The organism is Streptomyces sp. NPDC111628 (genome assembly GCF_055635195.1).
The window spans coordinates 413,949-427,552 of record NZ_JBVKBZ010000006.1; the positions used below are offsets into that span (position 1 = coordinate 413,949).

Here is a 13,604-nt window from a genome sequence, read left to right on the forward strand (position 1 = left end):
CCCGCGATCAGACTCCGTCCCCCCGTGTTCCGGCCGCCGCCTCCACCCGTTCCAGGAGCGCCACCGGCCGGTCCGCGAAAAGGTCCGCCACGCGCGCGTGGCCCGCGAACTCCCGTCCGGGCGCCAGCGCGTCGGCCCATCTGCCGGGCGGCAGCGGCAGCGTCGTGCCGCGCCAGCCTCCCGCCTCCGCCAGCCGCAGCGACAGCCGGGTCACGGCGGTCACGGCCCGACCGGAACGGACGAACGCCACGCAGTGTGCCGCCGCCGGGCCCTCGGCGGGCAGCGGCTCGTACGTTCCCGTGTCGCCGAAGACGCCGGGCCGCCGGGCCCGCAGCGCCAGCGCCGCCCGCGTCACGGCCGCCTTCGGTCCGGCGCCCCCGGCCCAGCCCTCGTCCCCGGCGGCGGGGAAGTCCACCGCGCGGCGGTTGTCCGGGTCCACCAGGGCCAGGTACTCGTGCTCGGTGCCCTGGTAGAGGTCCGGTACGCCCGGCATCGTCAGGTGGACCAGGGCCGTGCCGAGGACGTTGGCCCGGATGTGCGGCGCGAGCGCCTCGCGCAGGGCGGTCACCCGCGCGCCCGGCGCGCCGCCAGGACCCGCGGCCACGAACCGGGCCACCGCCTCCTCGTACGAGGGGTCCTGCTCCGTCCAGGTGGTGTGCGTGCCCGCCTCGCGCACGTGCTTCAGCAGCGCCTCCCGTACGCGTTCCCGGTCCGCCGGGCCCAGACCGAACACCGTCTGCCAGGCCGCCCACGCCAGCTGCCCGTCCGGCGGGCCCCCGTCCGTGCCGGTGGCCCCGGTGGCCCCGGTCAGGACGTCCGCCCACCGCTCGGGGCACTGGGTGAGCACCGCCAGCGCGGCGCGCACGTCGGCGCTGCGCTTGGTGTCATGGGTCGACACGACCGTGCCCGTGGCGGGCCAGTCGCGCTGCACGCGCGCGCAGTAGGCGTGGAACTCCGGCAGCGACACGGCCGGACGGCCCGGGTCGCCGCCCACCTCGGTCGCCGACAGCAGCGGCACCCAGCGGTAGAAGGCCGTGTCCTCGACGGACTTGGCGCGCAGCGCCGACGCGGTCTGCGCGAACCGCGTCCGGAACTCCACGTGGTCGGGACCGTCCCCGTAGCGCCCCAGCACCAGGCCCCGTACGACGTCCACCGCGCCGGCCTCCTCGGGCACCGTGAAGGCGAGCCGGGCCCCGGCCGCCGCCTCCTCGGTGACGACCGTCGCCGCGTCCACCGGGGTGTACGGCCGGTACACCTCCAGCCGCACCAGCAGCTCCACCAGCGCCGTGCGCAGCGCCCAGGGCGCCCGGTCGCGCAGCGCCGGGTCCGGCGCGGTGGTGCACAGGCGGTGCGCCACCCGGGTCAGCCGGTCCAGCTCGGTGGCCAGCTCGTGCGTGAGCACCTCGTACGCCGCCCGCCGCACCGTCGTCGCCCAGTCCCCGCCCAGGTCCCCCCGCGGGGCGGCGAACCGGCGGTACTCGTCGAGCAGCTGCCCGTACCCGGCGGGGTCCGTGAACAGCCCGTCGACGTGCCGCAGGGCGTCGTAGCCGGTCGTGCCCGCGACGGGCCAGGCGGCGGGCAGCCGCTCCCCGTCCGCGAGGATCTTCTCCACCACCGTCCACCGGCCGTCGCTCGCCCGGTGCAGCCGCTCCAGGTACGCGTCGGGGTCGGCGAGGCCGTCGGGATGGTCGACGCGCAGTCCGTCGACCACGCCCTCGTGCAGCAGCCGCAGGATCGTGCCGTGCGTCGCCTCGAACACCTCCGGGTCCTCGACGCGCACGCCGATCAGCTCCGAGATGCTGAAGAAGCGCCGGTAGTTCAGCTCGGTGCGGGCCAGCCGCCACCACACCGGGCGGTACCACTGCGCGTCCAGGAGCCGTGGCAGCGGCAGGTCCGCGGTGCCCTCCCGCAGCGGGAAGGCGTGCTCGTGGTAGCGCAGCACGTCGCCGTCGACCCGGAGGTCGTCCAGCACCTCGCCGACCGGGGCGCCCAGCACCGGCAGCAGCAGCCGGCCGTCCTGTGCCTGCCAGTCGATGTCGAACCACCGCGCGTACGGCGACTCCGGCCCCTCGCGCAGCACCTCCCACAGGGCGTGGTTGTGGCGCGGCGACATCGCCATGTGGTTGGGCACGATGTCCACCACCAGGCCCAGACCGTGCTCCCGCGCGGTGCGCGACAGCGCCCGCAGCCCCTCCTCGCCGCCCAGTTCCGCACGCACGCGCGCGTGGTCGACGACGTCGTAGCCGTGGAGCGAGCCCGGGACCGCCTCCAGGACGGGGGACAGGTGCAGGTGCGACACGCCGAGCGAGGCCAGATACGGCACGGCCGCCGCCGCGGCCTTGAACGGGAAGGACGGCTGCAGCTGGAGCCGGTAGGTCGCCGAGGGGACGGAGGCGGGGGAGGCGGGGCTGGGTCGCTCAGGTGTCATGGAACCCTACGTACCCGCCCCGCCGCCATTCCTGTCACCGTCCCCCGCACGGGTGCCGCGCGAGACCCCTACACCGGCCGCTGCAGCACCGTCAGGCTCCGGTCCACCAGGGTCAGCCGGTCCCCGGCCTGCACCTTCGGGCCCGTGCCCGCGGGCACCCCGGCCGTCAGGGCGGTGTCGACGACCACCTCCCACTGCCGGCCGTGGTCGACCGGCACCACGAAGTCCAGCGGCCTCGGCGCGGCGTTGAACATCAGCAGGAACGAATCGTCGGCGATGCGTTCCCCGCGGGTGCCGGGCTCGGAGATCGCGTTGCCGTTCAGGAACACCGTGAGCGCGGAGGCCCGTGCCGAGTTCCAGTCCCGCTGGGTCATCTCCGCGCCCTCCGGCGTGAACCAGGCGATGTCCGACAGCTCGTCGTGGGTGCCCTGCACCGGGCGCCCGTGGAAGAAGCGGCGCCTGCGGAAGACCGGGTGGTCCTTGCGCAGCCACACCATCGCGCGGGTGAACTCCAGGAGATCGTGGTCGTCCTCGGGCCAGGCCACCCACGCCAGCTCGTTGTCCTGGCAGTAGGCGTTGTTGTTGCCCCGCTGGGTGCGGGCGAACTCGTCCCCGTGGCTGAGCATCGGGACGCCCTGGGACAGCAGCAGCGTCGCGGCGAAGTTGCGCATCTGCCGCGCCCGCAGCTCCAGCACCGCGGGATCGTCGGTGTCGCCCTCGACGCCGCAGTTCCAGGAGCGGTTGTGGCTCTCGCCGTCCCGGTTGTCCTCGCCGTTGGCGTGGTTGTGCTTGTCGTTGTAGGCCACCATGTCGTGCAGGGTGAAGCCGTCGTGGCAGGTCACGAAGTTGATCGAGGCCAGCGGGCGGCGCCCGTCGTCCTGGTAGAGGTCGGACGACCCGGTCAGCCGGGACGCGAACTCCGCCAGCGTGCGCGGCTCGCCGCGCCACAGGTCCCGCACCGTGTCCCGGTACTTGCCGTTCCACTCGGTCCACAAGGGCGGGAAGTTGCCCACCTGGTAGCCGCCCTCGCCCACGTCCCAGGGCTCGGCGATCAGCTTCACCTGCGAGACCACGGGGTCCTGCTGCACCAGGTCGAAGAACGACGACAGCCGGTCCACCTCGTGGAACTGCCGGGCCAGGGTGGCCGCGAGGTCGAAGCGGAACCCGTCGACGTGCATCTCGGTGACCCAGTACCGCAGCGAGTCCATGATCATCTGGAGTACGTGCGGGGACCGCATGAGCAGCGAGTTCCCGGTCCCCGTGGTGTCCGTGTAGTAGCGCGGATCGTCGGCCAGCCGGTAGTACGAGGGGTTGTCCAGCCCCTTGAAGGACAGCGTCGGGCCCAGGTGGTTGCCCTCGGCGGTGTGGTTGTAGACCACGTCCAGGATCACCTCGATCCCGGCCTCGTGCAGCGCCTTGACCGCCGACTTGAACTCCAGCACCTGCTGGCCGCGGTCGCCCCAGGAGGCGTAGGCGTTGTGCGGGGCGAAGAAGCCGACCGTGTTGTAGCCCCAGTAGTTGTTGAGCCCCATGTCCACCAGCCGGTGGTCGTTGACGAACTGATGGACCGGCATCAGCTCCAGCGCGGTCACCCCGAGCCCCGTGAGGTGCTCGATGAGCGCCGGGTGCGCGAGGGCCGCGTAGGTGCCGCGCAGCTCCTCCGGCAGACCCGGGTGGCGCATGGTCAGGCCCTTCACATGGGCCTCGTAGATCACCGTGTGGTGGTACTCCGTCCGGGGGCGGCGGTCGTCGCCCCAGTCGAAGTACGGGTTGACCACGACCGACGTCATGGTGTGCGGGGCCGAGTCGAGGTCGTTGCGCCGTTCGGGTGCGCCGAAGTGGTAGCCGTACACCTCCTCGCCCCACTGGACCTCCCCGCTGATCGCACGTGCGTACGGATCGAGGAGCAGCTTGGCGCTGTTGCAGCGCAGTCCGCGCTCCGGGGCGTACGGGCCGTGCACGCGGTACCCGTACCGCTGCCCCGGCATCACGCCCGGCACGTACGCGTGCCGCACGAAGGCATCGCTCTCCCGCAGCTCGACCGCCGTCTCCGAACCGTCGTCGTGCAGCAGACACAGCTCTACTCGGTCGGCGGCCTCCGTGAAGACCGCGAAGTTGGTGCCGGCGCCGTCGTACGTGGCACCCAGTGGATACGCCTCTCCAGGCCAGACCTGCATGAACACGACTCTTTCAGGTGTGGGGCGCCGGTGCGGACGCCTTGGCTCCGAGTCCCCCGGAAGTCTCCCCGAAAGTGAGGCGACCACCTAGCACTCACGTCCTCCTACCCACCCGGGAGGCGTTCCCTCGGCTCGGCCCTCAACGCGGGCACGGGGCCACCCTTCCGGTACCCGGCCACGTCACCGCTATGAATCCGCTCACTCCCCGGTGTGAGCACGAGCGGAACGCGCCTGCGGATCAAGGAGGTTGGCAAAACCGGCCCGTCCATCGGGCTGCACCGCGGACCGCTACCGGAGTACCCTTCCTTGATCGTTGGGACGGGGTGTCCCCGGCAGTGTCCGGGGGAGCGGAAGGCGGTACTCGGGTGGGCTCGGGAGGGCTGGAGCTGCCTCCTGGTGACGACGGTCACCAGGGGAACTCCACGGACGTCCCGCCCGGTGCGGTGTCCCTGGCGCGGCCGATGAACGCGGGCGCGATCGGTCCGGAGCTGGACTGGGACGCGGGGGCCTGGCACGAGGTGCGCACGCGTGCGCAGCGGGCGGGCCGGGCCTACATCTGGCTCAACCTGGTCGAGCAGCGGCTGCGCGCGGTCGTGGCCGCCGTCCTGCGGCCGGTCTACGAACCGGTCCACGGCGACGACTGGGTGGTCGCCGCCGCCGGACCCGCCGGCCAGGAGTGGGTGCAGCGCGCGGTCGCGGTCCGCGAGGTCAGTCGGCGCAAGGGCTACCTGCTCGACCCGGCCGACGACAACGTCCTCAGCTTCCTCACCCTGCCGCAGCTGCGCGAGCTGATGGTGCAGCACTGGCCCTGCTTCGAGCCCTACGTGGACGAGCGCCGCGACGTCGAACTCGCCCTGGACGAGCTGGAGGTCACCCGCAACGTCGTCTCCCGCAACCGGGCCCTGTCCGAGGCGGTCCTGAACCAGGCCGAGCGGGCCTCGGCGCGGCTGCTCGAGGTGCTCGGCGCGGGCAGCGACGTGCCGTCCGCGCGCCGGCTGCCGGTGGACGCCGTGGAGGACCTGGTCGGGGACCGCTACGCCGACGTGGTCGCCGTGCACTCGGACCGGGTGCGGCTGCTGCGCCAGTTCCCGGCCGAGGACCTGTTCGGCAGCGCCCGCCGCGTGGACGCCCTCGGTATCGGCCTCAACCTGCTCGTGCAGAACTTCTCCGGCCGCCGCCTGCTGCGGATGGCCGAGGGCGGCGGCCGGGTACGGCTGCTCTTCCTGAACCCGGCCTCCAGCGCGATCAAGCGCCGCGAGCGAGAACTGGGCATCAAGCGGGGCGAGCTGAGCCGCGCCGTGGAGATGAACATCCTGCACATGCGCCGCGTGCGGGCCCGGCTGCGGGACCCGGGCGCCTTCGAGATCCAGGTCTTCGACGAGACGCCCCGCTTCACGGCCTACCTCGTCGACGGCGACGGCGCCGACGGCATCGCGGTGGTGCAGTCCTACCTGCGCCGCACCCGGGGCATGGAGGCGCCGGTCCTGGTCCTGCGCAACGGGCGCAACGGGGGAAAGGTCGTGAAGTCGGACCGCGTCGACGAGGTCGGACTTTTCCCCACCTACCGTGAGGAATTCGAGCTGATGTGGGCGGATTCGAGGCCGGTGTCGTGAAGGCGGGCCCGGGGTCGGTGCGGGCGTAAGCGGAATGCGATCCTCTGATTGTCAGTGGCCCGTGCGAGGGTGGAGACCACTGGGGGAACGCACCACCAAGAAGGGGGACCGCCCATGGGCTGGCACCGGGAGCTGCTGATCGGCTTCGACCTGGAGACGACGGGCACCGATCCGCGCGAGGCGCGCATCGTCACGGGAGCCGTGATCGAGGTCAGGGGCTCGGAGCCGCTCGGCCGGCGGGAGTGGCTGGCCGACCCCGGAGTGGAGATCCCGGCGGACGCGGTCGCGGTGCACGGCATCAGCAACGAACGAGCGGCCCGTGAGGGCCGGCCCGCCGACCAGGTCGCGGACGCCATCGCCACGGTCCTCGTGGACCACTGGAAGGCGGGCGTCCCGGTCGTCGCCTACAACGCGGCCTTCGACCTCACCCTGCTCTCCGCCGAACTGCGGCGCCACGCGCTGCCGTCCCTGCGCGAGCGGCTGGGCGGCCTCGACCCCGCCCCGGTCATCGACCCGTACACCATCGACCGCTCCGTCGACCGCTACCGCAGGGGCAAGCGCAACCTGGAAGCGGTCTGCCGGGAGTACGGGGTCCCGCTCGACGCCGCCCACGACGCCACGGCCGACGCCCTCGCCGCGGCCCGGCTCGCCTGCGCGATAGCCGGCCGCCACCCCAAGGTCGCGGCCCTCGGCCCGGCGGACCTGCACCGCCGCCAGATCGAGTGGTACGCCGAGTGGGCGGCGGACTTCCAGAGCTTCCTGCGCCGCAAGGGCGACGCCACGGCCGTCGTCGACGGGACCTGGCCGCTGCGCGAGTTGGCCGGGGAACCGGCCGACGAGCGGGTCTGACCCGGCCCGTCACCGCCCGGCCCGGCGCGCCCCGGCCCGGCGCACCCCGGGTCAGAAGGGGTACCAGCGCACCTCGGGGTCCCCGTCCCGCAGCGACGCCACCCTGCGTTCGAACTCGGCCAGCGCCTTGGGGTTGCTCGGCGCGTGCTGGGCCACCCACGCGCAGCTCGCGGTCTCCCGGGCGCCGCGCAGCACCGCGCAGCCGTCCCACTCGCGCACGTCCCAGCCGTAGGTCGCGGTGAAGGCGTCGTACGCCTCGGCGGGCAGCCCGTAGCGGTCCCGGCTCAGCGCCATGACCACCAGGTCGTGCTCGCGCAGGTCGGCGGAGAAGGTCTCCAGGTCGATCAGGACCGGCCCGTCGGGACCGACGTGCACATTGCGGGGCAGCGCGTCCCCGTGGATCGGACCCGGCGTCAGATGCGGGGTGAGCGCGGCGGCCGCCGACGCGAAGCCGTCCCGGCGCTCACGCAGATAGGCGGCGTCCGCCGGGTCGATCACGTCGCCCGCCAGGCGCAGCCAGCGTTCCACACCGCCCAGCAGCTCGCGGGGCGGCAGCCCGAAGGAGGAGGGGAGGGCCAGCTCGTGGACGAGCCGGAGCAGCGCGGCCACGTCCCGGGGCTCGGTGGGCCGCACCGGTTCGGGCAGCCGCCGCCACACCGTCACCGGGTGCCCGTCGACGAACAGGGCCGTCGGCTGCGCCGCCCGCACCGCCGGGACGCCCGCCTCCTCCAGCCAGAGGGCGACGGCCAGTTCCCGGCGCGCCCGCCCGAGGAGTTCCGCGTCGCGGCCCACCTTGACCGCCAGGTCACCCGCGGCGAACACCGCGTTCTCGCCGAGGGCCAGCAGCCGCGCCTTGGACGCCGGGCCGGGCAGCACCCCCGCCGCGGCCAGCACCTCCCGCGCCCGTGCCTCGTCCATCGTCTCGTGCCTCCGTGTTCATGCTGTTCATGCCGGTTCCCGCCATCCGTGGGTCAGTGTCCCATTCGCACAGGTGGGGGCATGTCCCGGGCCCTTGACGGGACGCGGTCACTTCACGACCATGACCAGGCCCGTCCGAGCCGCGCATAGGGGTTGATTACGTGACATTGGTGACCGAGCCGAGACGACCGGCGCGCCGTGCGCCCGGCCCGGACGCCCCGCGGGGCGCGCCGGACCACGGCGCCTGGTTCCTGGTCCTGCCCGCGCTGATCCCGATCCTGGTCCTCAGCGTCGGGCCGCTGCTCTACGGCATCCTGCTGGCGTTCACCGACGCCCAGTCGGGCCGCACGGAGCCCACCGAGTGGGTCGGCGCCCTGAACTTCCAGGACCTGCTGCACGACACGCTCTTCTGGGAGTCGTTCCGGATCGGCCTGGTGTGGGCCGTCGGGGTGACCGTGCCGCAGTTCCTGCTCGCCCTCGGTCTCGCCCTGCTGCTCAACCAGAACCTCCGGCTGCGCTGGCTGGCCCGGGCGCTGGCGATCATCCCCTGGGCGATGCCCGAGGTCGTCGTCGGCATCATGTGGCGGCTGGTCTACAACGCGGACGCGGGCATCCTCAACGAGACCCTGCGCGACCTCGGCCTCGGAAACGGCCACGACTGGCTCAGCGGCCTCGGCACCGCCCTGCCCGCCGTCGTCGTCGTCGGCGTCTGGGCCGGTATGCCGCAGACGACGGTCGCCCTGCTCGCCGGCCTCCAGAACACCCCGCGCGAGCTGCACGAGGCGGCCGCGGTCGACGGCGCGGGAGCCTGGCGCCGCTTCCGCACGGTCACCTGGCCCGCCCTCAGACCGGTCGCGCTCGCCATCACCGCGCTCAACCTCATCTGGAACTTCAACTCCTTCGCCCTGGTCTACGTGCTGACCAACGGCGGCCCCGGCGGCCGCACCCGGCTGCCCATGCTCTTCGCCTACGAAGAGGCCTTCCGCTACGGCCAGTTCGGCTACGCGGCGGCGATGGGCTGCGTCATGGTCGCCGTGATCTCGATCCTGCTGGCCGTCTTCCTCGTCGGCCGGCTCCGGGGCGAAACCAAGGGAGGTGACGAGGCGTGAGGACCTCCACCGCGGCCCGCACGGGCCAGTACGCGGCGCTGCTGGGCTATCTGGTCTTCCTGGCCTTCCCGTTCCTCTGGCTGATCTCCATCGCGTTCAAGCCACCGCGCGAGCTGGCCAGTCTGCACCCCACCTGGATCCCGGAGAACCCCACCCTCGACAACTTCCGGCAGGCCTTCGACGAGCAGCCGCTGCTGCACGCCGGGCTCAACTCCCTGCTCGCCGCGCTCGGCGCCGCCGTGATCGCGGTGCTGATCGCGACCCCGATGGCGTACGTCATGGCCCGCCGCCGCGGCCGGCTCGCCAAGGCGGCCACCGGGTGGGTCGTGGTGAGCCAGGCCTTCCCCTTCGTCCTGCTGATCATCCCGCTGTTCCTGGTCCTCAAGAACCTCGGCCTGATCAACTCCGTCCCCGGCCTGGTCATGGTGTACGTCGTCTGGTCGCTGCCGTTCGCGCTGTGGATGCTCGCCGGATACGTCCGCGCCGTGCCGCGCGAGCTGGAGGAGGCGGCCGCGGTCGACGGCGCCGGACGCCTGCGGACCCTGGTCTCGGTGACCGCGCCGCTGCTCGCGCCCGGCATCGTGGCCACGGCCCTGTTCGCCTTCATCACCGCGTGGAACGAGTTCTTCTTCGCGCTGGTGCTGCTGAAGACCCCGGAGAAACAGACCCTGCCCGTGATCCTCACCCACTTCATCGGCGCCGAGGGCGTCGCCGACCTCGGACCGCTCGCCGCGGCGGCCTTCCTCGCCACCCTGCCCTCGCTGCTGGTCTTCGCCCTCATCCAGCGGCGGATCACGGGCGGCATGCTCGCCGGGGCGGTGAAGAGCTGATGACACGGACACCCACGAGGATCCTCACCCTGTTCGCCTGTGCCGTCCTGCTGCTCGCGGGCTGCTCGGGCGGCGGCGACGGGGCGGACGACGGGCGGATCACCCTCCGCTTCCAGTCCCTGGCCTGGCAGGACGAGTCGGTGAAGGCCAACAAGGAACTGGTGCGGGAGTGGAACGCCACCCACCCGGACGTGCGCGTCGAGTACGTCCAGGGCAGCTGGGACAGCGTCCACGACCAACTGCTCACCTCCTTCGAGGGCGGCGAGGCACCCGACATCATCCACGACGCCTCCGACGACCTCGCCGACTTCGCCTACGGCGGATACCTCGCCGACCTCACCGATCTGCTGCCCGCGCGGCTGAGGTCGGACATACCGGAGCGCAGCTGGGAGACGGTCACCTTCGACGACGGCGTCTACGGCGTGCCGTTCCTCCAGGAGCCGAGGGTGCTGATCGCCAACGCGACCCTGCTGAAGAAGTCCGGGGTCCGGATCCCGACGCCCGAACACCCCTGGACCTGGCCGGAGTTCCGGCAGGTGACGAAGGAGCTGAGCGGCGACGGCACCTACGGGGTGGCCTGGCCGCTCAAGGAGCCCGTGTCCGCCACGCTCAACCTCTCCCTGTCCACCGGCGGAAAGCTCTTCCACCGAGGCGCCGACGGCAAGGTGACCGTCCGCTTCGAGGACGGCGACCAGGTGGTGCCCCGCACCATCCACGACCAGGTCGACACCGACCGCAGCGCCTCGCCCACCACCCTGGGCAGCGGCGGCTCCGACACCCTGCCCGGCTTCCTCGCGGGCAAGTACGCGATGGTGCCGCTCGGCTTCTCCTACCGCCAGCAGATCGAGCAGCAGGCACCCGAGGGCTTCGACTGGCAGGTGCTGCCCGCCCCGGCCGGCGCCGACGGGCTCGCCCAGGGCGTGAGCCCGCAGACCCTGTCCATCGCCGAGGACAGCCCGCACAAGAAGGAGGCGGCCGCGTTCGTCGACTTCCTCCTCCAGCCGGAAAACATGGTGCGCCTCGCGCTCGGCGACTGGATGCTGCCCACCGGGGAGCAGGCCCTGAAGGACCCCGCCCTGCACACGGCCGAGCGCGGCTGGGCCACCGGCACCGCGCTCGCCGCCCACCTGCGCCCGGCGCCCGCGCAGTCCGTGCGGGGCTACGCCGAGTGGAAGGACAAGGTGGCGACCCCGGCGCTCCAGGAGTACTACAGCGGGGCGATCGGCATGGGCGAACTGCGCCACAGACTGGAGGAGGACGGCAACCTGGTACTCGCCCGCTACCAGCGCTGACGGCCGCCGCGCGAAAACGGTTTGCCCGCCGGGCACCCGCGCGCCTAGCGTCGCCTCCGTGGCAGCTTTCAACGCGATCTTCAACTCCGGTCTCGGCCGGGGCTGCACGTACTCCATCAGGATGCGTCGTGGCCCCGGAGCCCTGACCGGCCCGGGGTCCCCCCGCCGCTGACGCACTCGACGCGTCCGACACGCCCGACGCGCGCGCGGCGGGGCTGAGCCTCCGCATTCCCTTTTGCCTTCGTCTTCCGGTCAGGGCCTTCGGCTGCCCTTTTCCCCTCCTGTCACGGAAGACAAGGACCGCAGGCCATGGCCCGCCCCACCCAGCGTGCCCGCACGCTCTCGCAGAACTTCCTCGCCGACCGCGCCACCGCCGAACGGGTCGCGCGGCTCGCCGCCCCCGACCCGGAGCGCCCGCCCCTCCTGCTCGAAGTGGGCGCCGGCAACGGCGCCCTCACCGAGCCGCTCGCCCGCCGCAGCCGCGAGCTGTACGCCTACGAGATCGACCCCCGGCTCGTGCCCGGGCTCCGTACCCGATTCGCGCGCACCCCGCACGTCCACGTCGTCGCCGGTGACTTCCTCGCCGCGCGGCCCCCGCGCACACCCTTCTCGGTTGCCGGGAACGTGCCGTTCTCGCGCACCGCCGACATCGTCGACTGGTGCCTGTCCGCGCCCGGCCTCGCCGACGCCACCCTCCTCACCCAGCTCGAGTACGCCCGCAAGCGCACCGGCGACTACGGCCGCTGGACCCTGCTCACGGTCCTGACCTGGCCGCGCCACGACTGGCGGCTGGTGGGCCGGGTGGGCCGCCACCGCTTCCGCCCGGCGCCGCGCGTCGACGCCGGCATCCTCCGCATCCAACGCCGCCCCGCCCCGCTGATCACCGGCGCCGCCGCCCGCCGCACCTGGGCGGACCTGGTCGAGCTGGGCTTCTCGGGCGTCGGCGGCTCGCTGCACGCGTCCCTGCGCCGGGCCCGGCCGCGCCGCCGGGTGGACGCGGCGTTCCGGGCCGCACGACTGGATCACGGCGTGCTCGTCGGCGAGGTCGCCCCCGACCGGTGGCTGCGGCTGCACGAGGAGCTGACGGCATGAACGGAAACAAGTTGCACGAGACGTATCGTCTCGCATACGGTGCGGACATGACCAGTCGCCCCGCGCACATCGCCATGTTCTCCATCGCCGCCTACGGCCACGTGAACCCCAGCCTGGAGGTGATCCGCGAGCTCGTCGCGCGAGGGCACCGGGTGACGTACGCGATCCCGCCGCTCCTCGCCGAGAAGGTCGCCGAGGCGGGCGCCGAACCCAAGCTGTGGAACAGCACCCTGCCCGGCCCCGACGCCGACCCCGAAGCGTGGGGGAGCACCCTGCTGGACAACGTGGAGCCCTTCCTCGACGACGCGATCCAGTCGCTGCCCCAACTCGCCGAGGCGTACGAGGGCGACGAACCGGACCTGATCCTGCACGACATCGCCTCCTACCCCGCCCGCGTCCTGGGCCGCCGCTGGGGCGTGCCGGCGATCTCCCTGTCGCCCTGCATGGTCGGCTGGGAGGGGTACGAGCAGGAGGTCGGCGAGCCGATGTGGGAGGAGCCGCTGAAGACCGAGCGCGGGCAGGCGTACTACGCCCGCTTCCGCGCCTGGCTGGAGGAGGACGGGATCACCGAGCACCCCGACTCGTTCCTCGGCCGCCCGGACCGTTCCCTGGTCCTGATCCCCAAGGCGCTCCAGCCCAATGCCGACCGGGTGGACGAGAAGGCGTACACCTTCGTCGGCGCCTGCCAGGGGGACCGCACCGCCGAGGGCGACTGGACGCGCCCCGAGGGCGCGGAGAAGGTCGCGCTCGTCTCCCTCGGGTCCGCCTTCACCAAGCAGCCGGCGTTCTACCGGGAGTGCGTCCGCGCCTTCGGCGAGCTGCCCGGCTGGCACACGGTGCTCCAGGTCGGCCGGCACGTCGACCCCGCCGAGCTGGGCGACGTACCGGACAACGTGGAAGTCCGTACCTGGGTGCCGCAGTTGGCGATCCTTCAGCAGGCCGACCTGTTCGTCACCCACGCGGGCGCCGGCGGCAGCCAGGAGGGACTGGCGACCGCCACCCCGATGATCGCCGTACCGCAGGCCGCGGACCAGTTCGGCAACGCCGACATGCTCCAGGGCCTCGGCGTCGCCCGCAAGCTCCTGACCGAGGAGGCCACCGCCGAGGCGCTGCGCACCGCTGCCCTCGCCCTGGTCGACGACGCGGAGGTGGCGGGGCGCCTGACGGAGATCCAGGCGCAGATGGCCGAGGAGGGCGGCACCCGGCGGGCCGCCGACCTCGTCGAGGCCGAACTGGCCGCCGCGCGGGGCTGACCCGGACACGGAGAAGGGCCCGTCGGTTCCCCCGGAACCGACG

At 72.9% G+C, this 13,604-nt stretch carries 10 protein-coding genes; 7 read left to right on the forward strand and 3 right to left on the reverse strand.

The window, feature by feature from the left end; translation table 11 throughout:
- Positions 1–7: 7 nt before the first annotated feature.
- Together treY and glgX are read right to left on the reverse strand one after the other, a co-directional pair.
- Positions 8–2,428 carry a malto-oligosyltrehalose synthase gene (gene treY, locus ACZ7MF_RS31280; RefSeq protein WP_471481622.1) on the reverse strand — a complete coding sequence of 807 codons (2,421 nt, stop codon included), beginning with the start codon at positions 2,426–2,428 and terminating at the stop codon, positions 8–10.
- A gap of 68 nt (positions 2,429–2,496) precedes the next feature.
- Positions 2,497–4,605 carry a glycogen debranching protein GlgX gene (gene glgX, locus ACZ7MF_RS31285; protein WP_471481623.1) on the reverse strand — a complete coding sequence of 703 codons (2,109 nt, stop codon included), beginning with the start codon at positions 4,603–4,605 and terminating at the stop codon, positions 2,497–2,499.
- 365 nt (positions 4,606–4,970) lie between these two features.
- Between glgX and ACZ7MF_RS31290 the strand changes: the two genes are divergently transcribed.
- Together ACZ7MF_RS31290 and ACZ7MF_RS31295 are read left to right on the forward strand one after the other, a co-directional pair.
- Positions 4,971–6,218: an SAV2148 family HEPN domain-containing protein gene (locus ACZ7MF_RS31290; protein ID WP_356857005.1), complete on the forward strand. Its 1,248-nt coding sequence runs from the start codon at positions 4,971–4,973 to the stop codon at positions 6,216–6,218.
- A 114-nt stretch (positions 6,219–6,332) separates the two neighbouring features.
- Complete coding sequence (locus tag ACZ7MF_RS31295) at positions 6,333–7,067, forward strand: exonuclease domain-containing protein (protein WP_471481624.1); 735 nt, start codon at positions 6,333–6,335, stop codon at positions 7,065–7,067.
- Positions 7,068–7,118: 51 nt separating this feature from the next.
- On the opposite strand, the gene ACZ7MF_RS31300 is transcribed toward ACZ7MF_RS31295, so the two are convergent.
- Positions 7,119–7,985: a phosphotransferase enzyme family protein gene (locus ACZ7MF_RS31300; protein ID WP_471481625.1), complete on the reverse strand. Its 867-nt coding sequence runs from the start codon at positions 7,983–7,985 to the stop codon at positions 7,119–7,121.
- Between the two features lie 161 nt (positions 7,986–8,146).
- Between ACZ7MF_RS31300 and ACZ7MF_RS31305 the strand changes: the two genes are divergently transcribed.
- From ACZ7MF_RS31305 to ACZ7MF_RS31325, 5 genes are all read left to right on the forward strand, one after another.
- Positions 8,147–9,094 (forward strand): carbohydrate ABC transporter permease, encoded by a 948-nt coding sequence (locus ACZ7MF_RS31305; RefSeq protein ID WP_471481626.1) that lies wholly within the window; start codon positions 8,147–8,149, stop codon positions 9,092–9,094.
- A complete protein-coding gene (locus tag ACZ7MF_RS31310) occupies positions 9,091–9,924 on the forward strand; it encodes a carbohydrate ABC transporter permease (RefSeq protein ID WP_471481627.1) in 834 nt (277 codons plus the stop codon). The genes ACZ7MF_RS31305 and ACZ7MF_RS31310 overlap by 4 nt, the downstream gene beginning before the upstream one ends.
- Positions 9,924–11,216: an ABC transporter substrate-binding protein gene (locus tag ACZ7MF_RS31315; RefSeq protein ID WP_471481628.1), complete on the forward strand. Its 1,293-nt coding sequence runs from the start codon at positions 9,924–9,926 to the stop codon at positions 11,214–11,216. The genes ACZ7MF_RS31310 and ACZ7MF_RS31315 overlap by 1 nt, the downstream gene beginning before the upstream one ends.
- A 309-nt stretch (positions 11,217–11,525) precedes the next feature.
- Complete coding sequence (gene erm(O) / locus ACZ7MF_RS31320) at positions 11,526–12,308, forward strand: 23S rRNA (adenine(2058)-N(6))-methyltransferase Erm(O) (protein ID WP_471481629.1); 783 nt, start codon at positions 11,526–11,528, stop codon at positions 12,306–12,308.
- Positions 12,305–13,561 carry a glycosyltransferase gene (locus ACZ7MF_RS31325; RefSeq protein WP_471481630.1) on the forward strand — a complete coding sequence of 419 codons (1,257 nt, stop codon included), beginning with the start codon at positions 12,305–12,307 and terminating at the stop codon, positions 13,559–13,561. The genes erm(O) and ACZ7MF_RS31325 overlap by 4 nt, the downstream gene beginning before the upstream one ends.
- Positions 13,562–13,604: the final 43 nt, after the last annotated feature.